General features: G+C 64.3%; 24 protein-coding genes, 2 tRNA genes and 1 pseudogene. 10 read left to right on the top strand and 17 right to left on the bottom strand.

The window, feature by feature from the left end:
* Positions 1-33: 33 nt before the first annotated feature.
* Positions 34-2,190: a RecQ family ATP-dependent DNA helicase gene (locus tag AC5RT8_RS15615; RefSeq protein WP_494096633.1), complete on the bottom strand. Its 2,157-nt coding sequence runs from the start codon at positions 2,188-2,190 to the stop codon at positions 34-36.
* A gap of 96 nt (positions 2,191-2,286) precedes the next feature.
* On the opposite strand from AC5RT8_RS15615, the gene AC5RT8_RS15610 reads away from it, so the two are divergent.
* Positions 2,287-3,693 (top strand): phosphomannomutase/phosphoglucomutase, encoded by a 1,407-nt coding sequence (locus AC5RT8_RS15610; RefSeq protein ID WP_494096632.1) that lies wholly within the window; start codon positions 2,287-2,289, stop codon positions 3,691-3,693.
* Between the two features lie 2 nt (positions 3,694-3,695).
* Positions 3,696-4,148 carry a hypothetical protein gene (locus tag AC5RT8_RS15605; protein WP_494096631.1) on the top strand — a complete coding sequence of 151 codons (453 nt, stop codon included), beginning with the start codon at positions 3,696-3,698 and terminating at the stop codon, positions 4,146-4,148.
* Between the two features lie 95 nt (positions 4,149-4,243).
* On the opposite strand, the gene AC5RT8_RS15600 is transcribed toward AC5RT8_RS15605, so the two are convergent.
* Positions 4,244-5,698: a MinD/ParA family ATP-binding protein gene (locus AC5RT8_RS15600; RefSeq protein WP_494096630.1), complete on the bottom strand. Its 1,455-nt coding sequence runs from the start codon at positions 5,696-5,698 to the stop codon at positions 4,244-4,246.
* Between the two features lie 14 nt (positions 5,699-5,712).
* Positions 5,713-6,027, bottom strand: a complete 315-nt coding sequence (locus tag AC5RT8_RS15595; protein ID WP_494096629.1) for a M23 family metallopeptidase — start codon at positions 6,025-6,027, stop codon at positions 5,713-5,715.
* Between AC5RT8_RS15595 and AC5RT8_RS15590 the strand changes: the two are divergent.
* Together AC5RT8_RS15590 and AC5RT8_RS15585 are read left to right on the top strand one after the other, a co-directional pair.
* Positions 5,975-7,387, top strand: a pseudogene (locus AC5RT8_RS15590) (type IV secretory system conjugative DNA transfer family protein); the annotation flags it as partial. The gene AC5RT8_RS15595 and the pseudogene AC5RT8_RS15590 overlap by 53 nt on opposite strands.
* Positions 7,384-7,818 (top strand): DUF4913 domain-containing protein, encoded by a 435-nt coding sequence (locus AC5RT8_RS15585; RefSeq protein WP_494096628.1) that lies wholly within the window; start codon positions 7,384-7,386, stop codon positions 7,816-7,818. The pseudogene AC5RT8_RS15590 and the gene AC5RT8_RS15585, both read left to right, overlap by 4 nt.
* A gap of 75 nt (positions 7,819-7,893) precedes the next feature.
* On the opposite strand, the gene AC5RT8_RS15580 is transcribed toward AC5RT8_RS15585, so the two are convergent.
* From AC5RT8_RS15580 to AC5RT8_RS15550, 7 genes are all read right to left on the bottom strand, one after another.
* Positions 7,894-8,484 (bottom strand): hypothetical protein, encoded by a 591-nt coding sequence (locus AC5RT8_RS15580; protein WP_494096627.1) that lies wholly within the window; start codon positions 8,482-8,484, stop codon positions 7,894-7,896.
* Between the two features lie 84 nt (positions 8,485-8,568).
* Complete coding sequence (locus AC5RT8_RS15575) at positions 8,569-9,366, bottom strand: Fic/DOC family protein (RefSeq protein WP_494096626.1); 798 nt, start codon at positions 9,364-9,366, stop codon at positions 8,569-8,571.
* Positions 9,366-9,608, bottom strand: a complete 243-nt coding sequence (locus AC5RT8_RS15570) for an antitoxin VbhA family protein (protein WP_494096625.1) — start codon at positions 9,606-9,608, stop codon at positions 9,366-9,368. Before AC5RT8_RS15570 ends, AC5RT8_RS15575 begins: the two co-directional genes overlap by 1 nt.
* Before the next feature lie 74 nt (positions 9,609-9,682).
* Positions 9,683-10,492, bottom strand: a complete 810-nt coding sequence (locus AC5RT8_RS15565; RefSeq protein ID WP_494096624.1) for a Fic/DOC family protein — start codon at positions 10,490-10,492, stop codon at positions 9,683-9,685.
* 2 nt (positions 10,493-10,494) lie between these two features.
* On the bottom strand, positions 10,495-10,797 hold the full coding sequence (locus AC5RT8_RS15560; protein ID WP_494096623.1) for an antitoxin VbhA family protein: 303 nt from the start codon (positions 10,795-10,797) through the stop codon (positions 10,495-10,497).
* Between the two features lie 25 nt (positions 10,798-10,822).
* Entirely contained in the window at positions 10,823-11,731 is a 909-nt protein-coding gene (locus AC5RT8_RS15555) for a hypothetical protein (RefSeq protein ID WP_494096622.1), read from the bottom strand.
* A gap of 397 nt (positions 11,732-12,128) precedes the next feature.
* Positions 12,129-14,015, bottom strand: a complete 1,887-nt coding sequence (locus tag AC5RT8_RS15550) for a phosphoenolpyruvate carboxykinase (GTP) (RefSeq protein ID WP_494096621.1) — start codon at positions 14,013-14,015, stop codon at positions 12,129-12,131.
* Between the two features lie 302 nt (positions 14,016-14,317).
* Here AC5RT8_RS15550 and AC5RT8_RS15545 point away from each other — a divergent pair.
* Both AC5RT8_RS15545 and AC5RT8_RS15540 read left to right on the top strand, forming a co-directional pair.
* Positions 14,318-14,393, top strand: a tRNA-Arg gene (locus tag AC5RT8_RS15545).
* Between the two features lie 147 nt (positions 14,394-14,540).
* The gene (locus AC5RT8_RS15540) at positions 14,541-15,968 is read left to right on the top strand and encodes a dihydrolipoyl dehydrogenase family protein (RefSeq protein ID WP_494096620.1); all 1,428 of its coding nucleotides are present in this window, start codon (positions 14,541-14,543) and stop codon (positions 15,966-15,968) included.
* Positions 15,969-16,039: 71 nt separating this feature from the next.
* On the opposite strand, the gene AC5RT8_RS15535 is transcribed toward AC5RT8_RS15540, so the two are convergent.
* From AC5RT8_RS15535 to upp, 3 genes are all read right to left on the bottom strand, one after another.
* Positions 16,040-16,564, bottom strand: a complete 525-nt coding sequence (locus AC5RT8_RS15535) for a SixA phosphatase family protein (RefSeq protein WP_494096619.1) — start codon at positions 16,562-16,564, stop codon at positions 16,040-16,042.
* 149 nt (positions 16,565-16,713) lie between these two features.
* Complete coding sequence (locus tag AC5RT8_RS15530; RefSeq protein ID WP_494096618.1) at positions 16,714-17,583, bottom strand: winged helix-turn-helix domain-containing protein; 870 nt, start codon at positions 17,581-17,583, stop codon at positions 16,714-16,716.
* Between the two features lie 548 nt (positions 17,584-18,131).
* Positions 18,132-18,764: a uracil phosphoribosyltransferase gene (gene upp, locus AC5RT8_RS15525; RefSeq protein ID WP_494096617.1), complete on the bottom strand. Its 633-nt coding sequence runs from the start codon at positions 18,762-18,764 to the stop codon at positions 18,132-18,134.
* Between the two features lie 75 nt (positions 18,765-18,839).
* Between upp and tadA the strand changes: the two genes are divergently transcribed.
* From tadA to AC5RT8_RS15510, 3 genes are all read left to right on the top strand, one after another.
* Positions 18,840-19,310, top strand: a complete 471-nt coding sequence (tadA, locus tag AC5RT8_RS15520; RefSeq protein ID WP_494096616.1) for a tRNA adenosine(34) deaminase TadA — start codon at positions 18,840-18,842, stop codon at positions 19,308-19,310.
* A 67-nt stretch (positions 19,311-19,377) separates the two neighbouring features.
* Entirely contained in the window at positions 19,378-19,863 is a 486-nt protein-coding gene (locus tag AC5RT8_RS15515) for a pyridoxamine 5'-phosphate oxidase family protein (RefSeq protein WP_494096615.1), read from the top strand.
* 75 nt (positions 19,864-19,938) lie between these two features.
* Positions 19,939-20,028 (top strand) — tRNA-Ser (locus AC5RT8_RS15510).
* Positions 20,029-20,175: 147 nt separating this feature from the next.
* Here AC5RT8_RS15510 and AC5RT8_RS15505 read toward each other — a convergent pair.
* The 3 genes from AC5RT8_RS15505 to AC5RT8_RS15495 are packed head-to-tail and all read right to left on the bottom strand — an operon-like array spanning position 20,176 to position 22,585.
* On the bottom strand, positions 20,176-21,168 hold the full coding sequence (locus AC5RT8_RS15505; protein ID WP_494096614.1) for a phosphatidate cytidylyltransferase: 993 nt from the start codon (positions 21,166-21,168) through the stop codon (positions 20,176-20,178).
* Positions 21,165-21,893, bottom strand: a complete 729-nt coding sequence (locus AC5RT8_RS15500; RefSeq protein ID WP_494096613.1) for a lysophospholipid acyltransferase family protein — start codon at positions 21,891-21,893, stop codon at positions 21,165-21,167. Before AC5RT8_RS15500 ends, AC5RT8_RS15505 begins: the two co-directional genes overlap by 4 nt.
* Positions 21,890-22,585 (bottom strand): CDP-alcohol phosphatidyltransferase family protein, encoded by a 696-nt coding sequence (locus tag AC5RT8_RS15495; protein WP_494096612.1) that lies wholly within the window; start codon positions 22,583-22,585, stop codon positions 21,890-21,892. Before AC5RT8_RS15495 ends, AC5RT8_RS15500 begins: the two co-directional genes overlap by 4 nt.
* A 126-nt stretch (positions 22,586-22,711) precedes the next feature.
* Here AC5RT8_RS15495 and AC5RT8_RS15490 point away from each other — a divergent pair, with 126 nt between their 5' ends.
* Entirely contained in the window at positions 22,712-23,320 is a 609-nt protein-coding gene (locus AC5RT8_RS15490) for a hypothetical protein (protein WP_494096611.1), read from the top strand.
* Positions 23,321-23,446: 126 nt separating this feature from the next.
* Here AC5RT8_RS15490 and AC5RT8_RS15485 read toward each other — a convergent pair whose 3' ends face one another.
* Positions 23,447-23,902, bottom strand: coding sequence for a hypothetical protein (locus AC5RT8_RS15485; protein WP_494096610.1), 456 nt, complete (start codon positions 23,900-23,902; stop codon positions 23,447-23,449).
* Positions 23,903-23,915 lie beyond the last annotated feature (13 nt).

The following is a 23,915-nucleotide window of genomic DNA, read 5'->3' as shown; positions in this document are numbered from 1 at the left end:
CCCGTCCCGCCGCTGTTGGGCGGCCGGGCCGCGTCAGGCCTTCAGCGCGAGCACAAACGGCAGCACCGCTTCAGCGCCCGCTTCGCGCAGCACCCGGCCGGCTTCGGTGAGGGTCCAGCGGCTGTCCGCGAAGTCATCCACCAGCAGCACCGGTCCGGGGTTCGCCGCGAACCACGCGGCGCCTTCCGGGGGAACGGCAAACTGGTCCCACACGGAGGCCAGCCGGAAGGCGCTGTTGCCGCCGGGTCCCCCGGTGGGTCCGCCGTGGGGCAGGTGCAGCGCCCCCAGATACGGGATCCGGCCCAGCTCGGACAGTCCGCGGGCGAGCGAGTCCACCAGCTGCGGGCGGGAGCGGGAGGGAACGGACACGATGGCCACCGGGCGCTGAGCCCAGCCCCACTGCGCCAGAACCTGCACGCAGCCGTTCAACAATGCCGAGTCCACAAGCAGGTCCTCCGCACCGGGTGCGAAGATCTCCCGCAGCCGGCCGCCCCAGCCCAGGTCGGTCAGCCGGGCCAGGGCACGTCCCTCGGAGACGGCCCGGTCCGGCTTGATCTTGCCCTTGACCGAAACACCCAGCCGGTCCATGCCCGAGGGGTACATGCCGCGCGGATCCACCTCAACGCCCACCCGGTCAAGCGCCGTCGCCGCGTTGTCCGTGGCCTCCGCCGCGACGTCGTCACCGAACCAGCGCCCCGCGCAGTTGTCGCAGCGCCCGCACGGCGCCGCTGCCGGATCATCAAGCTGCTGCGACAGGAACTGCATGCGGCAGCCGGTGGTGGTCTCGTAGTCCAGCATCGCCTGCTGTTCCTTCACCCGGGCGGCGGCAATCCGCTCGTAGCGTTCCTTGTCGTAATGCCAGGGCCGGCCGGTGCCCCGCCAGCCGCCGGAAACCTTTTCGACGGCGCCGTCCACGGACAGGACCTTCAACAGCAGCTCCAGCGGCGAGCGCTTGAGGTTGACCCGGGTCTCCAGCACGCCGACGGAGAGCACCTCCCCGGATGCCAGTTCGGCGAGCACCGCGGTGGCCGGTCCTTCCGCCGGCATGGAGGAGGTGGCGAAATACTGCCAGATGTCGCGGTCCTCGGCGCCGGGCAGCAGCAGTACATCGGCGTTCGGTGTGCCGCGGCCGGCACGGCCCACCTGCTGGTAATACGCCACCGGGGAAGACGGCGCGCCCAGGTGGATCACGAACCCCAGGTCCGGTTTGTCGAAGCCCATGCCCAGGGCGCTGGTGGCCACCAGCGCCTTGACCCGGTTTTCCTTCAGGGCGGCTTCGGCCTCCTCCCGGTCCGCGGGGTCGGTTCGCCCGGTGTACGCGAGGACCGGATGTCCGGCCTCCCGCAGCAGCCGGGCGGTGTCTTCGGCGCCGGAGACGGTCAGGGCGTAGATGATGCCGCTGCCGGGCAGATCGTCCAGGTGCGTCAGCAGCCAGGCCAGGCGCGCCTTGGGGTTGGGCAGCCGCAGGACACCGAGCCGCAGGGACTTGCGGGCCAACGGACCGCGGATGGTGAACACGTCTTCGCCGCCGGCGGCGAGCTGGTCCTCGATGTCCTTCACCACCCGGCTGTTAGCCGTGGCGGTGGTGGCCAGGACCGGCACAGTGGAGGGCAGCTGTTCGATCAGGTGCCGGATCCGGCGGTAATCCGGCCGGAAGTCATGCCCCCAGTCGGAGATGCAGTGCGCTTCGTCGATCACCAGCAGCCCGGACCTGCGGATCAGTTCGGGCAGGTGCTGTTCCCGGAAACCGGGGTTGTTCAGCCGCTCCGGGGAGACGAGCAGGACGTCCACCTGATCGGCCTCGAGCTTCGCGGAGATGTCCTGCCATTCCAGCTGGTTGGCGGAGTTGATGGCTTCGGCGCGGACTCCGGCCCGCGCGGCGGCAGCTACCTGGTCCCGCATCAGGGCCAGCAGCGGAGACACAATCAACGTGGGGCCTGCACCCCGCGCCCGCAGCAGCAGGCTGGCTACGAAGTACACCGCGGATTTTCCCCAGCCGGTGCGCTGGACCACCAGGGCACGGCGGCCGCCGGCGACCAGTGCTTCAATGGCTTCGAACTGGTCCTGGTGGAACTCCGCGGAATCGTTGCCGACCAGCGCGCGCAGCAGTTCGACCGCCTCGCCGTGCAGCGGGCGGGCGGACCCGGAAGCAGTGTCAGAAGCAGGGTTGTGCGTATCAGTGCTGTCCATACCTCCACTATCCCAGCCCGCCGGAAGTCCTTTCCGCACCGGTCTCTAGCTGTGGACAAGAACACCGCGGCGGGCGCCCCCTATAGACTTGCCAACGTGAACAATGCATTCGACCTCTCCGCGTCCTTTAAGGCCTATGACGTCCGCGGCGTCGTGGGCGAGACCATCACCCCGCAGATCGTCGAGGCCGTAGGGGCTGCGTTTGTAGACGTTCAGGGCCTGTCCGGGCAGACGGTGCTGGTGGGCGGTGACATGCGTCCGTCTTCCCCCGAGTTCATCCGCGACTTCGCCCGCGGAGCCACTGCCCGCGGAGCCGACGTGCTCCTCCTGGACCTGATTTCCACGGATGAGCTCTACTATGCCTGCGGCGTGCTCAATGCGGCAGGAGTGACCTTCACGGCCAGCCACAACCCGGCCCAGTACAACGGCATCAAGATGGCCAAGGCCGGGGCGGTGCCCATCTCCTCGGAAACCGGCCTGAAGGAGATCCAGGCGCTCGCCGAACAGTACCTGAACGACGGCGCCATCCCGGCCGCTGCAGCCAAGGGTTCCATCTCGATTAAGGACGTGCTGGCCGACTACGCCAAGTACCTGCGCAATCTGGTGGACCTTTCCGGCATCCGCCCGCTGAAGGTCGTGGTGGACGCCGGCAACGGCATGGCCGGCATGACCACCCCCGCGGTGCTGGGCGACAGCATCCTGCCCGGGCTGCCCCTGGATATCGTTCCCCTCTACTTTGAACTGGACGGGTCCTTCCCGAACCACCCGGCCAACCCGCTGGAGCCGGAGAACCTGCGGGACCTGCAGGCCGCCGTCGTCGAGCACGGCGCGGATCTCGGCCTCGCGTTCGACGGCGACGCCGACCGCTGCTTCGTCATTGACGAAAAGGGCGATCCGGTCAGCCCCTCCGCCGTCACCGCACTGGTCGCGCGCCGCGAGATCGCCCGGGCCAAAGCCGCCGGCGAAGACACGCCCGTGATCATCCACAACCTCATCACCTCCCGTGCCGTGCCCGAACTCGTGGCCCAGGACGGCGGCCGCGCGGTCCGCACACGGGTGGGGCATTCCTTCATCAAGGCCGTGATGGCCAGCGAAGGCGCCGTCTTCGGCGGCGAGCACTCCGCGCACTACTACTTCCGCGACTTCTACAATGCGGACACCGGCATGCTCGCGGCCATGCACGTGCTCGCCGCCCTGGGCGAACAGACCCGCAGCCTCTCGGACCTGGCCCGCGAGTATGAGCCGTACTTCTCCTCCGGCGAAGTGAACTCCCGGGTCGAGGACGTCCCGGCCGCCGTCGCCCGCGTCCGTGCCGAGTTCGAGCGCGACGGCGTCACGGTGGACGCCCTCGACGGCGTCACCTTCACTTCCGACGACGGCGCCTGGTGGTTCAACCTCCGCGCCTCCAACACCGAACCCTTCCTGCGGCTGAACGCTGAAGCAGAGGACCTGCCCACCATGGAGCGGATCCGCGACCACGTATTGACACTAGTAAGGAAATAGCAATGGCTGATGTAGAACTGAACGGCTCAGAGCCCTCCGCAGAGGTCCAGGAGGACCTGAACTCCCTGCTGGGCACCGCTCTGGGTGTCACGCAGGAGCAGCTCGAGGCACAGGGCGCCTTCCTTCCGGCCGCCCTCGTGGTGCAGAACGACGGCGAGCTGCGGATGATCGCCGTGGCCCCCGAAGAAAGCGATGAGGACCTCGATGCCGACTCGATGATCGATGACCTCTACACCGTGCTGACCGAGCAGAAGGGCGACAACCGTGCGGTCGCGGTATTCTCCGACATCCACCTGCCGGAGGAAAACACCGACGCCATCCATGTCGTCACCGAACACTCCACCGGTGTCTGCATCTCCGCCATCCAGACCTACTCGCAGCAGGACGGCGAGTGGACGTTCAACGAACCCATCTGGGAGGGCGGCGAGCCCATCGTCTGGGCCGACGCTGAGTAACCAGCCGTAGCACTGCATAAAGGAAAGCCCCGCCGGCGTTTCGGCGGGGCTTTCCTTTTACGTGTCCAAGGGCAGGGCTTAGGTACTCGGCACGCTCACAATCCGCGGGCAACTGCGGCGCCGGCTGCGAGCCATGCCCGCTGGGTGGACGGGCGCAGAGATCCGTAGCGGAGCAGCCCATCAACCATTCCCGGATCGAACGGGATGGTGATGGCCTCCCGTGCCAGTGCCTGGTATCCGGCGGCCACGCGGACTAAATCATTTGTGTGAGCCTTGGGATCAGCCTGGTTGACGATGACCACCGCCTGCTGGGCAAGCCGGGCTGCATGCTTATCGCGCTCTCCGAGGGCTTCCAGCAACAACGCACCTGCTTCGGCATGGTCATCCCGGGTTGTAGTCGCCACGACGAGCTGATCGGTCTGGTCGATCATCCGCCGCCACATCGGATCGCTTTCGTCGTTGCCGCTGTCGATAAAGATGAGGCGGTAGTACTTGCTGGCCACCTGGTGGATGGAATCCACGTCTTCGGCGTTGACCCGTTGTGCCGAAGCCAGCTCCATGGGTTTGGAGCGGAGCACGTCGAATTTGTCGCGGGTCTGGTGGTGTACATAGTGGGCAAGATCGGCCGACTGGGCACCCGTGCTGAGCAGACGATCGACCTGGGGCAGCAGCTCCAGCAGGGTCGCCTCGTGGGGGCCCTTTTCGGTACGCCAACCCAGTGTTCCCCGGGTCTGGTTGTTGTCCCAGGTCAGCAGGCCGGCACCGCCGTAGCGGGCAAAAACTGCAGCCAGCAGGACGGTGGTGGGCGTTTTGCCTGCCCCGCCCTTTCCGTTCACCGCCGCGACCGTCCGCGGGCCGGGCCAGTGCTGGCTCACTGCCTGCACATCCGACCTTTCGGACCGTTCGGCAGCATTGGCGGCCATGCGTATACCCGTGCGTGTGAGGAGGCCGCGCCATCCCTGAGTCGCCGGCTCCTCCTTCTGCTCCTGGTTAAGGAAGGACTGCCGGTGCTCACGACGGCTCACCGGAGCGCTGGCCCCCGCTGGATTCGGCTCCTGTTCCTGCACAGGAACGGGCATCTCGGCTGCATGCAGAGAATCGGGGCTTCCGGGTGCCGGTGTCCCCGGTGTTGGTGTTCCTACCGGAACAACCGGGGACGGCGGCCCCGGTGGTGCCGGAGCCGGGCTGGGGTTGGCAACAACCGGTGCCGGCTGGACCTGAATCGGCGACGTCGACGAGGTCCGGCGGGGAACCTGCTGCATTGCGTTCCGGCCCCGCGGACGGGTGGCGGTTTCGTCGTCGGCTTCGACGGTGCCGTCGGAGGCGATGATGAGTGGCCAGTCGCCATCCGGATCGCTCATGGTGGCACGGACACTGCGACCCAGTTTTCCCGCGCTCTCTGCAACAAGTTCGATGGCGGCTTTCCTGGCGCTGGCCAGATTCTCAGCGTGTATGACGTGCACGGCTCCGCCGATCCGGACTTCCCCCGTGCCGTCGTCTTTGATGACGGCCTCTACACGGGGCCAGGAGGCTACTGCTTCGGTACTCATATGGGCTCCTTCGATTAATACTTAACGCCGACTTCGGAAAGAAACTGAACGGGATCAACCGGGTTGCCCGCGAGGTGCACTTCAAAATGCAGGTGGCAGCCTGTGGCGTATCCGGAGCTTCCGACGCGGCCGATCTGTTGTCCGGCCTCCACGACGTCGCCCTCCTCGACCAGGATTCCGTCGGCGTTCATGTGCACATACCAGGTGATGAGCGTGACCGCCTCGCCGTGGTCGACCTCAATGATCCAGCCGCCGCCAAAGTCCTGGAATACCCGCGCGCAGGCAACTGCCAAGCGTCTTGGCGTCGGCTCCTCGGCTGGTGTGCCCATCGGGCGAACCGTCGGCGGCGGAAAGCTGCTCTACGGATCCTGGGAGGACATGCACATCGATATCTGAGGACCGCGCACCGGTAAGACCACCAGCCGCGCCGTTCCGGCGATCCTTCACGCCCCGGGAGCTGTCCTGGTGACCTCCAACAAGCGGGACGTGGTGGATGCCACCCGCGATGTGCGGGCCAAGGCAGGACCGGTCTGGGTCTTCGATCCGCAGGCCATCGCCGGAGAAGGACCGCATTGGTGGTGGAACCCGCTCAGTTATGTGACCGACGAGGTCAGGGCACAGAAGCTGGCCGAACATTTTGCTGCGGGATCCCGCGACCCGGGTGCCAAAACAGATGCCTATTTCGATCCGGCCGGTCAGGACTTGCTCGCCGGGCTCCTGCTGGCCGCCGCTCTTGACCACCGGGCGATCACGGACGTGTACACCTGGTTGACCCGGCCGATGGACCGCACGGCAGCAGACGTGCTGCGAAACCATCACTTCGATCTACTGGCAGACCAGGTTGAAGGTGTGGTGGACGCTCCGGACAAGCAGCGCGGCGGTGTCTTCGGAACGGCCCAACAAATGGCGTCCTGCCTGACCAGCAAGCAGGTTTCCGTGTGGGTTACACCCCGGAGCATGGCCGATACCCGGCCGCAATTCGACCCCGAAGTATTTCTGCGCGATGGCGGCACTCTCTACAGCCTTTCCAAAGAAGGACGAGGAACAGCCGGACCGCTCGTCACGGCCTTGACGGTTGCCGTTGTCGAGGCCGCTGAAGAGATTGCCGCCCGCTCCGCCGGCGGACGGCTTGCCACCCCCTTGCTCGGCGTGCTCGATGAAGCTGCCAACGTTTGCCGCTGGCGTGAACTGCCGAACCTGTACAGCCACTACGGTTCACGCGGAATCGTGTTGATGACGATTCTGCAGAGCTGGTCGCAGGGAGTGGAGGTGTGGGGCGAATCGGGAATGAAGAAGCTCTGGAGCGCCTCGAATGTGAAGGTCTACGGCGGAGGCGTCTCTGAGGCGGCGTTCCTGGAAGACCTGTCCCGCATGATCGGAGATTATGACCGCCTCTCGTCCTCGACGTCACGTGGAAAGGGACAACGGACTGTGTCCCGGCAACTCCACCGTGAACGAATCCTGGACGTGGCTGATCTTGCCGCCATGCCCAAGGGCCGGGCTGTTGTCCTGGCCTCGGGAAACCGTCCGACCCTGATCCGCACCCAGCCGTGGATGACCGGACCGCACGCTGACGACGTCCGGGCATCCATTGCAGCACATGATCCTCAGGCGCAGACAACAATCACCGATGCTGAACGCGAAGCGGCTACCGTCTCAGCCGCCATGAACACCCGCGGTGCTTCGTGACAGACAAGGGAATCGAAGAATACGCGGACCCCGTACCGGACGGCGCAGCAGCTCCTGAACCGGCGCTCTACTTCGGGAGCGTTGACGAGTTTGTACGGGAATACCTGCGCAATGCCTACCGCCGCAGGATCGACGGAAAATCCCGTGTCTGGGCGGCCGATTGGTGGCAATACGATGAGGCAGTGATCCGGCTGGAAGCGTTATGGCGTTCATGGGAACATCTTCGCCACGATCCCAGCACCGGTATGAGCATCTGGTGGCGGGACCATGCCGACCACCACATGTCTGTTCTCATGGACCCGCAGGGGCCCTTCTATGCTGCCGATGCCGCCAGTCGAGACAATCAGGAGACACGGGGAGGGCCGCTGCCCTACGCGACCCCTCCGGCCGGGTTGTTTCCGGATGTACGCACGGTCGCTACCTACACATAAGACCGATGCGGGAGAAGCAGAACCATCCGTCAGTGATGCGGTTTCGCTGTCTCTCGTGTCAAAACGGGGCGGGCGTCACCGATCGAGACCCAAGGGGTGGTTCTGCCCTCCCCTGGAGCGGCGGGACGTATGGGCTTTGGCGGACTTTGCGGCGCCGGCTTTGACGGCCGTTGTGGCCGGTTTGGCCTGGCTCACATCTGCCCGCATCCGTGCCGCCACAGTCTCTCCGTCTATGCCTTTGGACTCCAAGTCGCGCGCCGTCCCGTTGCGTCGCGCCGCGCTGTCATACTTCATCTGGCTGTCTTCCCGGGCTTGGCCGGCGCGGTCCTGGTTGTCTTCAGCCTCTGCCAGGTCCCGCACAAGTTCATCCGGGTTCGGCTCATGCTCGGCTTGGCCCCGGGCTTGGTCCGCCCGGTGTTCCTCCTGATCCGCCTGGGTCATCAGCCGCTGCGCTTCGGCGATTTCCGCAGCCTCGAGGTTCCGTTCGGTCCCGGCCTGGACACGGTCCCGTTCGGCCCGTTCGGCGGCCGTCCTGGCAGCCGCCGGGTCAGTATTCACGTTATCCGCGTCCACGCCGTACCGGCTGCGCAGCTCGTCCTTCATCCTTTGCACGCGGGTTTCCTGTTCGCTCGCATCCCTCGCCCTGCGCAGAGCCGCCTCCGACATGATGTGCATTCCTCCCCTACCGTTCCGTGCCACGGATTGCGTCCAATCTCGTAGTGGGCCCCCACGAACAACCACGGACTTTCTTCATCTACCGTCCTGGGAGCGCCCTCCGTCGTCCCCCCGACCACGATAGGTTGCGGCCTTGTCCGGTGAGGTCCCCTGCACCGGAACAACCGGGGCGCGGGTCGCTGACTGCGGGTAGGTGACGTCCAGCAGGGTCCGCACCGGGGAAGGGTGCACCGTACCGGATGGTGCTGCACCGCTTCGCTCGACAGCACAATGCCGCATTATGGGCACCAGGAAATCCACCACCGGCTCGTACTGACCCCGGTCCGGGCCGCTGAGCATCGAAGCCTGGTTCCACGCCTCCGGGCTTACCCGCCCGAATTTGAAAGTGAATCTGGATTGCTCCGCAACATGCTCCATGAATATCTTGGACGTGCGACCGTTCCCTTCCCGGAACGGATGCGCCTGATTTAGGTAGGCGAAAACGGTCGCAGCGGACATTCCGAACTCGTCCCGGTCCAAATCCTTCCACTCCGTCATGCCTACCACGCGGTTAACGTCACGCAGATAGCGGTCGACTTGTCCGGAGCGAACGTCGGCAAAACTACTCAGACCCTTGGCTATGTTGACTGTCCGGCAGTCCCCTGCCCACTCATAAACGTCCTGGAATAGATGACGGTGAATAGCCCGCACATGTGACTGGTCAAAAGTTCTCGGAATGGCCACGCCGCCGGACAGCAGCTCACTTTGCCGCTGCGCAACCCGACCGTATTCCTTAACACGCAGCACAGCTGGGTCGCGTTCTCCGAGAATGTTACGCATGGTCGAATCATCCGGCGGCGGGTAGAAATACGACTCCCAGCTGCCGAACTCCATCAGCGTCTTTCCACGCCGGACTCGCGGCGTCGCTCTGCGGCAGAATCAACACGGCGCAGATATTCCTCACGATCAATGGCGCCGCTCACCTGATCGACCAGGTTCGCTACATCCTCGCGGTTGGGTATCCAACCCTCATGCCACGCAGCAGCGAACGACTCAACCACAGCGTTGCGCTGCGTCTCACTGAGCTGTGCGAACAACTCCGGCCAGCGATCTTCGAGGTCAAGCTTCTCTGACATTTTGGTCCTCCCTCAATGACTCACAACCTACAGAACTTCCCCAAAGAGGTGTAGGACCGGTCGCACCGTGGTTCTTATCGTCCTTCTCCACGACCTGGTGATCCGTATCCCAGTGCCGGCAAGAGAGAGGGATTAGAAGGAGTGACATCGCTCTTCCGACTGCTGGAACTGGCAGCTTTCGTTGCCGGTTCGGGATAACTCACCCTGGTTAGGCCTATAGGCGCCGCTTTACCCGTGCCGCTTTCTGCGGCACGTTCCTGCGTGGCCTGCATGAACACACTCACTAACGGCAGCGGGTCAACATGTGGGCGCTCTGGCTTCGGCCTGCTTGCGTCTGATACCGCATTCCAGACATTCTTGTCGATTCGCGAGAAATCCAGGCTGAAGCGGCTTTGCTCGGCCACGTGCTCCATGAAGATCTTCGAGGTTCTTCCGTTGCCCTCGCGGAACGGATGAGCCTGGTTCACGTAACTGAACAGTACAGCCGAGGACATCGCGAACTGATCAGCGTCGAGGCTGGGCCAGTCTATTTGGTGGACGGCCTGCTGGACCTCCGCCAGCAGGAGGTCGACTTCACCGTTATCGATACTGGCGAAGGCACTGGATCCCTTCCGCATATCGACTTCCCGAAATTCTCCTGCCCAGTCGTAGACGTCCTGGAAAAGATGGCGGTGAATGGCTTTCAGGTGCTCGGCATCGTACGTATGGTCAATTTTCGCAGTACCTTCCATCAGCTCGTTTCGACGGATACCAGAAGCGTCGTACTCCAAATTAAGCAGTGCTTCCTTGTTACGCTCCCCGAATTTGTTCCGAAGGGTGCCGCTTCCGGTTCCGTTAATCGTTTCCGGGTAGAAGTACGCGGCCCACGGATCGCTGCGCTCCATGGCTAATGTCCATCAGCCCGGCGAATGCGAGCACGGTCGGCAGCCCGCCGCATGAACTCTTCCCTGTCGATCTCTCCCCGGGAATGTGCAGCCATATCCGCCACCACCTCCCGGTTCGGCTCCCACCCCGCGTGCCAGTTAGCGGCGCAGGTTTGCCGGATAGAGTTTTTCTGCTTCTCGGTCATGCCTTCAAATAAGTCGGGCCACATCGCAACCACGTCCATGCCCGGTCCCGCAGGGACCGGGGTTTCCGTCCGCGGCGCGGCAGCCAGACGTGCCAGCACATCGCTCACCTTCTCGATCATGGTTCCTCCTGCTAGTTGTCGAGCATTACTGCCTGGCCTGGACCCGCGCGGCGTAGCTAAGTCCGGCCCTGCGGACAGCTTCTGCGGGCATTCCTTCAGAGAGGTCCGGCGCCTCTCCTGTCATCGGAAGAGGCGTGACCCGCCGAGCATATGCGTGCAGCTCGTCGCTGATCAGGTTTGCCTCGTGGATATCGGCCGGCACGCCGTCCCCAACTTCGACGGTGATCGTCATCCCGCGGGCCGTGATTGCCTGGCGGATGGACGCTGCGTACGCCTCAAGGTATGACTTCTGATCCTGGACCCACAGTTCTTCGAGCGTCTCCAGTGCGTCCTCGGCGCTGGCCAGGTCAGCGACAAGGGGGTTGTTTTCTTCTTCGGCGCGGTGCGTGACGGCGGCAACGATGTTCTGCGTCTCGAGCAGAAGCCCGGCAGTGGGTTCCTCCCAGGCGGAGTCTTCCTGCTGCCTACCGTGCGACACTGCTGCACGGATCTCATCCATGCGGATGCGTTCTTCCGGAGTGGTCACTGCATCGAACAGCGCCGCGTCTGCAGCGGCTTCACGGTGGTTCAGCTCCTCTGCAGCTTCCCTGTACAGGGCGCTGAGTCCGAAGTCCTCGAAGACTCTCTGTACGTCCAGATTCAGGTTCACCGGTTCGGTGCGGTAGCGCAGGAGCTCTCCCTCATCCTCCCCCACCACGCTGTGGATCATCCGGCGTACATGGTCTGATTCCCAGGAAGCAGACCGGGCCAGCAGCGCCTCGATGCCTCCAACGTTGGCGGCCACCGCGGCGAGGACGCGGCATACGGTTTCACCGAAGTCTTCGGAGCCCGTGCCGACAGCCGCATCTCTGCGGGCTGCAACGGTAAGGGCGGAGATCGCTTCACCCAATGGATCCGGTTCCGGCGCACTGGCTTCCAGCAGCGTCGTGGTCATGGCGTTTCCTCTCCGGTTATGACAGGCATGCCGTTGGAGCAAGGAACATTCAGGGTCTAACGTACTGACTTCCACCACATTGTTACTGGAGTTTCAAGAATTATGTCAATGGGCATTTTTATGTGGCAGTATCCGCATAAGTTGTCGGCAGCCATCGGCACCGATCAATTAGCCCTGCATTGAACGAAATGGGAGACAAAAGCTGCTGGGCCGAGTGTCGTTTCATTTCTTTGGATATTGGCATACCCGGTTACCACATATTCGATCGACGGTCGGCCTGCTGTTCATGTGGAAGACCTCCGGGCCGATGTGCTCTGGATAAGCTCCACCACACCCGGAGGTCTTCCCTATGCCGGTCAGTCCTGCCGCCTGTGTTCATAATCGGCAATCACTGCAGTTAGGCGGCGGCGAACCGGTCCTTGAGTTCGGCCAGCCGGTCTTTCAGTTCCTGCGGCAGGGTGGGACCGAAGCGGTGGTACCACTCGTCAATGCCGTCCAGCTCGGTGGCCCACTCCTGCGGATCCACCCGGACCGCCTGCTCCACGTCCGCGGGGGTCATGTCCAGGCCGGTCAGGTCGATGGAGTCGCCGGTCGGCACGAAGCCGATCGGGGTTTCCACCGCATCGGCGGCACCTTCCAGGCGTTCGATGACCCATTTCAGCACCCGGGCGTTGTCGCCGAACCCGGGCCAGGCGAATCCGCCGTCGGCGGTGCGGCGGAACCAGTTCACCAGGAAGATCTTCGGCAGCTTCTCCTGGTTGGCCTTGCCGCTGAGCTCGATCCAGTGCCGCAGGTAGTCACCGGCGTCGTAGCCCATGAAGGGCAGCATGGCCATGGGATCGCGCCGCACCACGCCCACCTGGCCCGCCGCTGCGGCGGTGGTTTCGGAGGAGAGCGTGGAGCCCATGAAGATGCCGCTGGCCCAGTCGCGGGCCTCGGTGACCAGGGGCACGGTGGTCTTGCGGCGGCCGCCGAAGAGGATGGCCGAGACCGGGACCCCGTTCGGGGAGTGGTACTCGTCCGCCAGCATGTCGATCTGGTCGATCGGGGTGCAGAAGCGGGAGTTCGGATGCGCGGCGGGGTGCCCGGCGTCGGGCGTCCACTCATTGCCGAGCCAGTCCGTCAGGTGCGCCGGCGCCTCGTCGGTCATACCTTCCCACCAGACACCGCCGTCGTCGGTCAGTGCCACGTTGGTGAAAATGGAGTTGCCCTTGGCGATGGCACGCATGGCGTTGGGGTTGGTGCTCCAGCCGGTGCCGGGGGCGACGCCGAACAGGCCGGCCTCCGGGTTCACCGCGCGCAGTTCACCTTCCTTGCCGAAACGCATCCAAGTGATGTCATCGCCCAGGGTTTCGACCTTCCAGCCCTCGATGGTCGGATCCAGCAGGGCTAGGTTGGTCTTGCCACACGCCGAGGGGAAGGCTGCGGAGACGTAGTAGTCCTTTCGCTCCGGGCTGGTGAGCTTGAGGATGAGCATGTGTTCGGCCAGCCACCCTTCGTCGCGGGCCATGATGGACGCGATGCGCAGTGCGTAGCATTTCTTGCCCAGCAGGGCGTTGCCGCCGTAGCCGGACCCGTAGGACCAGATGGACCGGTCCTCGGGGAAATGCACAATCCACTTCTCGTCGCTGCACGGCCAGGGCACATCGTCCTGGCCCTCCGCCAGCGGGAAGCCCACGGAGTGGAGCGCCGGAACGAAGAAGGCGTCCAGCTCCTCCATCTTGCGCAGCACGTCGGTGCCGATGTTGGCCATGATCCGCATGGAGGCGACCACGTAGGCGCTGTCGGTGATCTCGACCCCGAACTTCGGGTCTTCCGCGGCCAGGTGACCCATGACAAAGGGCACCACGTACATGGTGCGTCCGCGCATGGAACCGGCGAAGAGCCCGTTGAGCTTGGCGCGCATCTCGCCCGGTTCCATCCAGTTGTTGGTGAAGCCGGCGTCTTCGCGCTTTTCGGAGCAGATGAAGGTCTGCTCCTCGACCCGGGCCACGTCCTTGGGATCCGAGAAGGCAGCAAAGGAATTCGGGAAGGTCTCGGGGTTGAGGCGCACCAGGGTGCCCGCCTCCACAAGTTCATCCGTGAGGAACCGGTTTTCCTCTTCGGAACCGTCGACCCAATACACGCGGTCAGGCTGCGTCAGCTCGGCTACTTCTTTCACCCACGCGAGGAGGGCCTGGTGGGTGGTGGGGGCAGCAGCGCCTCCGGTGGTGCTGTCCAGCGGCTGGCTTGCAGCATTCTCGCCGTTTTCATCGAGAACTAACTGACGCGCGTCATCGCCCATGACTCTTCCCTTCGTTGGGTCAGTGGTGTGGTTTGATGCTAGTTGCGCCTTTCAGGCCGACTGGCGGGAAATGATCGTACCTTTACAGCCCTTCCGGTGATCGGCCCCACAAAATCAGGGAAAACAGGGCGCCTGCCACACGCTAATGTGACGAAGGTCACATAGACCGGTCTAGTTTTATGTCGTCGGAACCCCCGATTGGCGTTCAACCAAAAAGCCCGCTATAGTTATCTACGGCCAAACAGCCACGGAACAACTTGAAAAACATCGATGGAAATCGGTTCTGTTAGAATAGTTGTTAGGCGTGCGTAGCTCAACGGATAGAGCATCTGACTACGGATCAGAAGGTTGGGGGTTCGAATCCCTTCGCGCGCACCACTGAAAAACCCGGTCTGACTAGGAGAAATCCTAGCCAGTCCGGGTTTTTTGTTTATCCGGGGTTTCACTCCCCCCGGCGGTCCGGGATGCCTTCCGCACCGGGACAGCGGTTGCCCCTGCACCGCCCGTAGTGCAAGGCTCGGACCCATGACCGAGACTCTGCAGACTGACGTTGTTGTTATTGGAGCAGGTGCCGTGGGGGAAAACGCCGCGGATCGCATTGTGCGCGGCGGGCTCTCCGCCGTCCTTGTGGAAGCCGACCTGGTGGGCGGCGAGTGTTCCTATTGGGCATGCATGCCGTCCAAGGCACTGCTGCGGCCCGGCACCGCACTCAAGGAGGCACAGTCGGTGGCAGGCTCGCGTGAGGCCGCCACCGGAACATTGGACACCGCCGCCGTCCTGGACCGCCGGAATTCGTTCACCTCCAACTGGGATGATTCGGGCCAGGCCGAATGGGTCGCCGGCGCCGGCATCGAGCTGGTCCGCGGCCGGGCCCGGCTCACCGGAGAACGCGAGGTGGAAGTCGCCGCCGCCGACGGAGGGACCCGGCGCATCTCCGCACGGCACGCCGTCGTCCTTGCCACGGGTTCCGCCCCGTCCGTTCCTCCGATCGAAGGTCTGGACACCGTGGATTTCTGGGGCACCCGGGAGGCCACGTCCGCAGCAGAGATTCCCGGCAGCCTGGTGGTCATCGGCGGTGGGGTGTCCGGCGTCGAACTGGCACAGGCCTACGCCCGGCTGGGCTCACAAGTGGTGTTGCTGGCCCGCCACGGGATCCTGGGTTCCTTCCCGGAGCCGGTCCGCGCACTGGTGAAGCAAGGACTCGAGGCGGACGGCGTCGACGTGCGCACCTCCGCCTCCCCGGTCTCCGTCCGGAAGACCGACGACGGCGGCGTGGAGGTCGGGCTCGAGGGCGGCGGCAACGTGGCCGGAGATCGGCTGCTGGTCTCCACCGGCCGCCGGCCCGCCCTGACGGGCCTGGGCCTTGAAACGGTCGGCCTGGGGACAGAGATGCTGGACACCGATGATTCCGGCCGGGTGGCAGGCGTTGACGGCGGATGGCTGTACGCCGTGGGTGACGCGGCCGGAAAGGTCCTGCTCACCCATCAGGGCAAATATGAGGCACGGGCCACCGGCGACGCCATTGCCGCGCGCGTAAAGCAGGAGCACGGCAGCGCGGAGCCGGAGGCCTGGAGCCGGTTCACCGCAACGGCGGACAGGTTCGCCGTGCCGCAGGTCGTGTTCACCGATCCGGAAGTGGCGATGGTCGGCCGGACCCTGGACCAGGCCCGGAAGGACGGCCTCAACGCCACCGAAACGTCGCTGGACATCGCCGTCGCCGGTTCCTCGCTCTACGCAGATGACTACCAGGGCTGGGCGCAGATGGTGGTGGACGAGGACCGGCGGGTACTGGTCGGCGTCACCTTCGCCGGGCCTGGCGTTTCCGAGCTGCTCCACGCGGCCACCATCGCCATCACCGGCGAAATCCCCCTGGACCGGCTCTGGCATGCCGTGCCCGCCTATCCGACCATCAGCGAGGTCTGGCTCCGGCTCTTGGAGAAGTACGGGCTGTAGCGGCAGCGATCCCCTAACCCGGAGCGAAAACCAGCCGGAATCCGCGATCCAGCCGGCCGGGTGGACGCGCCTTAGGCGCGGCGCACCACGAAGTCCGTGACGCGGGCGTCGCGGCCGTCCAGTTCGGCCCATGACAGCTCATGCTCCATCACGGTGAGGCCCGACGTCGGATAGCGGGTGGCCATCTCCATGACGGCTTCCTCGTCCGAGTCGGCCGAGGCAAGGCGCATGGCCAGGTCCTGGACACCGGGAAGGTGGGCGATCACGAGCAGGCTGGTGACCGTGTCAGGCACGTGGTTGATCAGGCTGAGGATCCGCTGGGGCGTTGCGGCGTAGAGGCCGTCTTCAAGCTTCGCCGTGGGCGCCTTGTCCCCGAGCTCCTTGCAGACCCAGGTGCACGTCTGCCGCGCGCGCAGGGCAGAGGAGCAGAGAATGAAGTCGGGGATGCTGCCGTGCTCACGCATCCATTGCCCGGCCAGCGGCGCGTCCCGGTGCCCCCGGCCGGAGAGCGGGCGCTCGTGGTCTGCCACGTCGCGGGGCCAGTCCGCTTTGGCGTGGCGCAGGAGCTGGAGTTTCTTGAGGTGATGGCCGGTCATTTGCTCAGTTTAGCCGCGGACGGAGCCCCCGCTCCGTCCGCGGACCGGCCCCCGGCTCCGGACCTGCCGCGGATTGCCGGCTCCGGACCTGCCCCTCGCCTCAGCGGCCCGCAACCCCCGGGTGCTGTACCCAGGGGCTGCGGCGCCAGCTAGATGCTGTATTCCGGTGCGGCCCAGACAACCACTTCGGGGTGCTCATAGAAGCGGTACCCCTGGCCACGGACCGTGCGGACCGTGTTGGCCAGGCGGCCCAGCTTGGACCGCAGCCGCCGGATGTGGACATCAATGGTGCGTTCGTTCGGCACCTCTTCGGCGTTGCGCCACAACCCCGCCAGCAGCTCTTCCCGTCCAACGGTCCGGCTGGCGTTTTCGACGAGGTAGTTCAGAAGTTCGAATTCCTTGAACGTCAGGTTCAGCGTGTCCCCGTCAAGGTGCACCTCCCGGCGGGACAGATCGATCAGGACGCCGGAGGGACGTACCGCAGCCGGGGGCTGGGGTGCGGGAGCCTGCTGGGCGGCGGGCTGCCGCCGGGCAACCGTGGGATCCCCGAGTGCCTGGCGGACAACATCGATATCCGAGCCTGTGGCTCCGGCAGGGGCAAGCGCTACGGCCGCGTGGCTCTGCGCGCCGGGAACCAGGGTCTGGACATACGCCCGGATTTCCTGCGCCAGCTTGCTCAGTGAGGTGCCGTTGGCCGCAGCGGTGTCTTCATCCAGGCCAACGTAGATAACGAATCCACGGGCAGCGGTGTCATTGCTGACCGACTGCGGTCCGGGAATGCCGTTCGGGGTGACCACCTGCATGGGGGCGGTCATAGGGTGCGCGTCCTGTCCGGATACGGCGCGGAGCGGACGGGCTCCGGTGCCGGCGGCGGGTGAAACGGTGTAGGACTGGTTCCCAAACTGCTGTCCGCCGTATGCGCCGGAGAACCCTCCGGCGGATTGGCGCTGGGAACCTGATCCGGCGCGGTTCTGCGCATTGCGCAGGGAGATGTGGACGTAACCGGATGCTACTGACATGTGGGACCTCATCGTGAATTGACGTCATCACGGCTCGATTGCTGGGGGTGTGCCCGGTCGAGACGGCGCCTATTATGCCCGTGGCGGGCCTGAGTCTTACCTAGGGATGGGGGTGGTTCCAAAGGTATGCATTCGACAACAGCAAGTCCCCTGGGCGACCCGGAGGCCGCCGCGGAAGACTGCGACTGATGCTGCCGTGTTGGTGTTCACACTCCGGATTATTGCATGTAACAAAGGGATTCACGCAAGTAACAATGCGCTAGTCGTCTCACATAGTGGACAAAAAGCACCCTTTTGTGACGTACTTCACATAAAGACACAATGAATAGCTATGCGCGTATATGTATAAGACCTAAATTAAATTCCCGCCACCATAGGCCCGATAGCAAGCGGTATCGGTTACTGGATACAGCAAAGGCACCCGCACGGTAACCGAAGTTACGGTGCGGATGCCCGTCAAGCATCGTAAGTCAGTCCACATAGTGGACAGATGGAAGCATCGGCTGAAAGCCGGAGTCCGCCACCTTCGACGGTGGCGGACAGGGGCGTTAGACGACCCCGTAAAGCCGGTCTCCGGCGTCGCCCAGGCCGGGAACAATGTAGGCGTTCTCGTCGAGGCGCTCGTCGATGGAGGCGAGGACCACGGTGACATTGGCATCCTGCAGCTCCTCCTGGAGCACGGAGAGGCCTTCCGGAGCGGCCAGCAGGCAGATGCAGATGACTTCCGCAGCACCGCGCTGGAACATGAACTTGATTGCTTCGCGCAGTGTGCCGCCGGTGGCCAGCATCGGATCCAAGACGAAGACCTGCCGCCCGGTCAGGTCATCCGGAAGGCGCTCAGCATAGGTGATGGCTTCCAGCGTTTCTTCATTCCGGGCCATGCCGAGGAAGCCGACCTCTGCCGTGGGGACCAGGCGGGTCATGCCTTCGAGCATGCCCAGGCCGGCGCGCAGGATGGGAACCACCAGCGGGGTCGGCTTGACCAGGCCCGTACCGGTGGCGGAGGTGACGGGGGTCTCGATCGGAACCGGCTCCACGCGGACGGTCCGGGTGGCTTCGTAGGCCAGCAGGGTGACCAGCTCTTCCGTCAACTGACGGAAGATCGGTGACGGGGTGTCCTTGTCGCGGAGAACGGTGAGTTTGTGGGCAACGAGGGGGTGATCCACTACAAGTACGCGCATGCTTCAAAACTACCATTCCGCCCTGCCACTCCCTGCGTTCGCCCCCGCGGGCGCGGATGCGGGACGATGGCAGGCATGGAGTCCCTTTCCCGAACACATGAGGCCTGGATGGACCTCGCCCTGGCCGAGGCCCGTCTGGCGCTGGCGACCGGCGACGTGCCGATCGGCGCCGTCGTCCTGGGTCCCGACGGCGAGGTGCTGGGAACCGGGCGCAACGAGCGGGAGGCGACCGGGGATCCGACCGCCCATGCGGAGGTGCTGGCGATCCGGCAGGCGGCTGAGGCTGTGGGTGAATGGCGGCTGGAAGGCTGCACCCTGGTGGTGACGCTGGAGCCTTGTGCCATGTGCGCCGGTGCGATTGTGCTTGCCCGCGTACCGAAGGTGGTGTTCGGCGCCTGGGATGAAAAGGCCGGGGCCTCAGGTTCCGTGTTCGATATCCTGCGCGAGCGCCGCCTGAACCACTGGGTGGAGGTGTTTCCCGGGGTGTGCGAGGAGGAATCGGCGCGCCTGCTGCGGGACTTCTTCGGCTCCAAGCGCAACTCCTAGCGTTCCGAACGTATTTATACGTAGGCTTACTAATTCCGGAACGTCTACCACTGAAGGAGTTTGCGCAATGGCATCAGAGCAGGATGGACGGGACATCGTCGTCAAGATCCTCGAAAAGGCCAAGATCGCCACGGTGACCACTGTGGATCTGCAGGGCAACCTGGTCAGCCGGCCGCTGCAGCTGCAGGAGGCGGACTCGGAGGGCAACCTGTGGTTCTTCACCCCGGACCCCTCCCCCAAGGCGGACGAGGTCCGTGCCAACCCGCATGTGAACGTGGCCATCAATGATTCCGAAGGCTTCCTGTCCATCAGCGGCACCGCCACACTGACCAAGGACCAGGGGAAAATTTCCGAGTTGTGGAAGACCTCGGTGGAGGGCTGGTTCGAAAACGGCCGGGAAGACCCCGCGGTCGCACTGCTCAAGGTGGATTCCCATACCGCCGAATACTGGGCCTCGGACGAGCCCAAGATCGCCAGCATGTTCAAGATCGGCAAGGCCGCTGTCACCGGCGGCACACCCGACATCGGCAAGAACGACGTCGTCGACCTCTAGTTCCAGCCGGACCCTTCGCTGGCGGCGGGAGCGGTTTTGGGGGTTGGGCCTTTGACCCGGTAAGGTTGACGCGTTGGTGACGTGTCCGAGCGGCCGAAGGTGCAACACTCGAAATGTTGTTTGGTGTAAAAGCCAACGTGGGTTCAAATCCCACCGTCACCGCCAACTGAAAGGCCCCGGTTCCCTGATAAGCACAGGGAACCGGGGCCTTTTGCTTTGTCTACGGGAATTGTCCTGAAGAAGAATCGGCGCAACACTTCGCAGCCGCTGCATGATCGAATCAGCCCGCTGAGCACCCGGGGCCGCCCACCGTCAGGCGTAGAAGAATCGCACTGCATGAAAAAAGACCGGTGCCGCAAAGCAGAGCGAGTCCAGGCGGTCCATGATGCCGCCGTGGCCGGGGATGGTGGAGCCGAAGTCCTTGATACCGCGGTCTCGCTTGATGGCCGACATCACCAGCCCTCCGGCGAAACCCATCACGCAGGAGAGGAATGCCAGAAGCGCGGCCATCAGCGGGGTGAACGGCGTGACCCACCACAGGGCAGCCCCCAGGGCGGTGGCCGAAAGCACTCCCCCAATGAAGCCTTCCCACGTCTTGTTGGGACTCACGCTCGGGGCGATCGGATGCTTCCCGAGCGTCTTGCCCCACACGTACTGCAGCACATCGGAGCCCTGCACCACGATCAGCAGGAACAGCAGCAGATGCGCGCCGGTAGCCCCGCCTGCCCCGGGCGCCGACCCTTCGGCCGCATCACGGCCTGCCTCCATGGCGAACGGAAGCTGCAGGAGCGCCGGGGCGTGACTGATGGCGTAGACGCAGACCATCAGGGCCCACTGAATGGCCGCGGCCCGCTGCAGGAACCCGGTGGTCTGCCCGGCGAGTGCGTTGCGCGCCGGCAGGAAGAGGAAGGCGTACACCGGGATGAACACACTGAACATGCCGTACCAGTGCTCCCACACGAACCAGTAGTGCACCGCGGGGATGATGAACACCAGCCACACGAGGACTTTGTGATCGCCGCGTCCGGTCGGTGAGATGGTGATGAACTCGCGCAGTGCCAGAAGCGACAGCAGCAGAAACAGCACAATCGTCACAGTCTCGCCGGCTGCCAGGACGGCACCTATCAGTGCGACCATCAACCACCAGGCGTTGATGCGCTGCTTCAGGTTCACGATGGTGGCCGTGGTGCCCGATCGGCGGCCCAGAAGCCGGGCGGTCACGCTGGCAAAAACGAGAACGACGACGGCGCCGCCGAGGAGTTTCAGCGACGTCGAATCCAGCAAACCCAGCTCCCAGCCGCTCATAGGTTGTCCTGCCGGTCCTGGCTGCGAGGCCCCGGGTCGCCCCCGCCCGGGAGAGGTTGCGGGCCTTGATGCTCAGCCAGACCTTCCACGAGAACCTGCCGGGCGCGGGTCAGGAACGTCTGCTTGTCCTCATCGGGATCCAGACGGAGAGGCTCACAGAAGATGACCGTGGAGAGGTGAGGCACCGGGATCACCGCACCTTTGGGAAGGATCCGTCCGAGGTTGGCGAGCGTCACGGGGACCACTGGTACCTCCGGGTGGAGACGAGCCAGTTTGTACAGTCCGCCGTGGAATTCGGCGATGGTATCGCCGTCGCCTCGGGTGCCCTCCGGGAAAATGATCAGCGAATCACCGGCGGCGAGCACCTCAGCCATGCCCTCCACCTGCCCCCTGGGGCTGACTCCCGAATCCGACGTGCGCTGCCGGCGGCTGCTGGAGCCGTGGCGTTCCACCAGATAGGCGTTGAAGATCCGTTCGGCAAAAGCCTTGCGCCACCCGGAGCCCCAGTAGTCCTTGGCAGCCACCGGGCGGGCGCGCTGCTGAAGCTCCGCCGGCAGTGCGGCCCAAATGGTGAGGAAGTCCAGATGGCTCGAATGGTTGGCGTAGTAAATGGCCTGCTCGGGTAGGTCCAGTTCGGATTCTCCGCCGGCAGTCACCACGCGCGCACCGGCGAAGGCGCTGATGAGTTTCGCGAAGCTGCGCTGGGAAACCCTGCCGACGTTCATGCCGGCAGGTCCGTGCTGCGGGCACGCAGCGCGGCGCCGACACGGCGCAGGCGGCGCATACAGGTGAACAGGGACCCTACCGCGATGAGCGCCAGTGCGCCGAACAGTACCCACCCTTCCGACCAGGGAAGCCATGGTTCGGCGATGCTTGCCAGGACGCCGATCATCAGTAACCACATGCGGTGCGGTTTGGCCAAGGGCCCGTCGAAGAAGTTTCCCGTACCGAGGGATGCTCCGAGGCAGCGGATGTAGGCGGTGAGTAGGGCGAGTATCGCCGCAAGGAATCCCAGCGTCACCCCGAGATCGACTCGGTCGGCGGTCACGAGACCGGCGGTGGCGATGCCTGCTGCCCCCAGGAACAGCACATCTGAGATCCGGTCCGGCAGTTCATTGTAGATATCGCCCACCGGTGATCTCATGCCCTTTTCCACGGCCAGCATTCCGTCGAGCATGTTCAACAACAGCCGCAGCGGGATACAGGCAGCAGCCGCGGCCAGAAGGACAGCACGGATTATGGCGTCGTCGGTATGAGCCGACCAGATCAGCGCAGCGGCGCCAACTGCCGCGAATACCACGGAACCGATAGAGATTTGATTGGGGGTGAGTTTTGCCGCCGCAAGAATATTTGCAGATTTTGCCGCCCATTGGCTGCTGCGCTGCGGAATTTCCCGCCTATCCGTTCCGTTGCTCATATAAAGCGTCCATTCATTGCGCCGTTTTTGCCGTAACTCATACGCTAATGCGGGCCGGGCGGCGAAACCGGTAGCAACCCGCGATCAATCCCGCATTTCCACTTCACCATTCATTACAGTCTAAACATGAGAACTCGGCGCAAATCATCCTTCGGGAATGCCATGCGGGACCACGGAATCGCCAGCGCCTGGGGCTTCGCGGAAGCGACCTTCTTCTTTGTGGTCCCCGATATGTGGACGTCCTGGGTGGGGCTGCGCCGGCCGAAACGCGCGCTCGGCACCACACTCTCAGCCCTCGGCGGCGCAATGGCCGGAGGGACAGTGACATATTGGTGGGGCCATAAGGTAGCCGCCGGCACCTCGCGTAAGGCGCTGGTGAGAGTTCCGGCGGTCACCGATGCCATGGTCAGCGAGGTGGAGCAGGAAGTCGCCGAGTCCGGGGCCGCTTCTTTGCTGCGGGGCCCCACCCGGGGAGTCCCGTACAAGCTCTACGCACGGGCAGCCGGGCTGCAGCGGACCCCGCTGGTGGGGTTTCTTGCCTGGACTGTGCCCGGCCGGATGATCCGGTTCATCGTGGTGACAGCGGCAGTATCGGGGATTGCGGCTGCGGGGCGGGGCAGGTTCCCCGGACTTTCTGAACGGAGCATCTCAGCCGTGTTTTGGATCTGCTGGAGTGCGTTCTACGCGGTCTTCATTCCGCTGAAATCCCGTCGCGGATCGACCTCGGGACGGTAATTTACCGGACTCGCGCACACCTTCCCTCGGGCACACCGATTTCCCCGTTAGAAGCGGTAATTCCGGTGTTGAATCCAAATCTTCCGCACTCCTACGTGCGAATCACCCGGTTCCGCGTTGTCCCGGTTATGCGCCGACCTCCTCAAACGACCAGACTTCGGGTGCTACGTCAACCCGATTCATCAGCCAACGGAACGTTTTCGCTACCTCTCCGATTTCGAACGAGTACTTTTCACCCGGCTCCAACTCCGCCGCCACAGAGTCACGGTTGGAAGCGGTAATCCCGGTCTCGTACAAAAGTTTTCCGCACTCCGACGTGGTGATGTACACCCGGTCATACGGGCCCCCACCATTGCGGGGGCCGGATACCTTCACCCCCTCGGCTTCGACCACCGTGCATTCAATCCGCGTATGGTGGCTCTGGTCGTATAGGGAGGCCATGCGTGGGACCACCATGACTGCGGCCAAAAACAAAAGCAGAAGGACAGGAAATATCAATCGGGCGGGACGCAGCTTTGTCTGCGGTTTCTGTCGGTTTCCTTCGGCAGGCTCACCGCTGGCCTGTCCATGAGACACATTCATTTCATCGTCCTTT

The organism is Arthrobacter sp. Ms25, from assembly GCF_059090365.1.
This window is presented reverse-complemented; position numbering and strand designations above follow the sequence as displayed.

Excerpts from the sequence above, each read along its gene's own strand:
- AC5RT8_RS15615 (WP_494096633.1), bottom strand. The coding sequence starts at position 2,190 with ATGGACAGCACTGATACGCACAACCCTGCTTCTGACACTGCTTCCGGG.
- AC5RT8_RS15605 (WP_494096631.1), top strand. The coding sequence starts at position 3,696 with ATGGCTGATGTAGAACTGAACGGCTCAGAGCCCTCCGCAGAGGTCCAG.
- AC5RT8_RS15600 (WP_494096630.1), bottom strand. The coding sequence starts at position 5,698 with ATGAGTACCGAAGCAGTAGCCTCCTGGCCCCGTGTAGAGGCCGTCATC.
- AC5RT8_RS15595 (WP_494096629.1), bottom strand. The coding sequence starts at position 6,027 with ATGGGCACACCAGCCGAGGAGCCGACGCCAAGACGCTTGGCAGTTGCC.
- AC5RT8_RS15580 (WP_494096627.1), bottom strand. The coding sequence starts at position 8,484 with ATGTCGGAGGCGGCTCTGCGCAGGGCGAGGGATGCGAGCGAACAGGAA.
- AC5RT8_RS15575 (WP_494096626.1), bottom strand. The coding sequence starts at position 9,366 with ATGGAGTTCGGCAGCTGGGAGTCGTATTTCTACCCGCCGCCGGATGAT.
- AC5RT8_RS15570 (WP_494096625.1), bottom strand. The coding sequence starts at position 9,608 with ATGTCAGAGAAGCTTGACCTCGAAGATCGCTGGCCGGAGTTGTTCGCA.
- AC5RT8_RS15565 (WP_494096624.1), bottom strand. The coding sequence starts at position 10,492 with ATGGAGCGCAGCGATCCGTGGGCCGCGTACTTCTACCCGGAAACGATT.
- AC5RT8_RS15560 (WP_494096623.1), bottom strand. The coding sequence starts at position 10,797 with ATGATCGAGAAGGTGAGCGATGTGCTGGCACGTCTGGCTGCCGCGCCG.
- AC5RT8_RS15555 (WP_494096622.1), bottom strand. The coding sequence starts at position 11,731 with ATGACCACGACGCTGCTGGAAGCCAGTGCGCCGGAACCGGATCCATTG.
- AC5RT8_RS15550 (WP_494096621.1), bottom strand. The coding sequence starts at position 14,015 with ATGGGCGATGACGCGCGTCAGTTAGTTCTCGATGAAAACGGCGAGAAT.
- AC5RT8_RS15540 (WP_494096620.1), top strand. The coding sequence starts at position 14,541 with ATGACCGAGACTCTGCAGACTGACGTTGTTGTTATTGGAGCAGGTGCC.
- AC5RT8_RS15535 (WP_494096619.1), bottom strand. The coding sequence starts at position 16,564 with ATGACCGGCCATCACCTCAAGAAACTCCAGCTCCTGCGCCACGCCAAA.
- AC5RT8_RS15530 (WP_494096618.1), bottom strand. The coding sequence starts at position 17,583 with ATGTCAGTAGCATCCGGTTACGTCCACATCTCCCTGCGCAATGCGCAG.
- upp (WP_494096617.1), bottom strand. The coding sequence starts at position 18,764 with ATGCGCGTACTTGTAGTGGATCACCCCCTCGTTGCCCACAAACTCACC.
- tadA (WP_494096616.1), top strand. The coding sequence starts at position 18,840 with ATGGAGTCCCTTTCCCGAACACATGAGGCCTGGATGGACCTCGCCCTG.
- AC5RT8_RS15515 (WP_494096615.1), top strand. The coding sequence starts at position 19,378 with ATGGCATCAGAGCAGGATGGACGGGACATCGTCGTCAAGATCCTCGAA.
- AC5RT8_RS15505 (WP_494096614.1), bottom strand. The coding sequence starts at position 21,168 with ATGAGCGGCTGGGAGCTGGGTTTGCTGGATTCGACGTCGCTGAAACTC.
- AC5RT8_RS15500 (WP_494096613.1), bottom strand. The coding sequence starts at position 21,893 with ATGAACGTCGGCAGGGTTTCCCAGCGCAGCTTCGCGAAACTCATCAGC.
- AC5RT8_RS15495 (WP_494096612.1), bottom strand. The coding sequence starts at position 22,585 with ATGAGCAACGGAACGGATAGGCGGGAAATTCCGCAGCGCAGCAGCCAA.
- AC5RT8_RS15490 (WP_494096611.1), top strand. The coding sequence starts at position 22,712 with ATGAGAACTCGGCGCAAATCATCCTTCGGGAATGCCATGCGGGACCAC.
- AC5RT8_RS15485 (WP_494096610.1), bottom strand. The coding sequence starts at position 23,902 with ATGAATGTGTCTCATGGACAGGCCAGCGGTGAGCCTGCCGAAGGAAAC.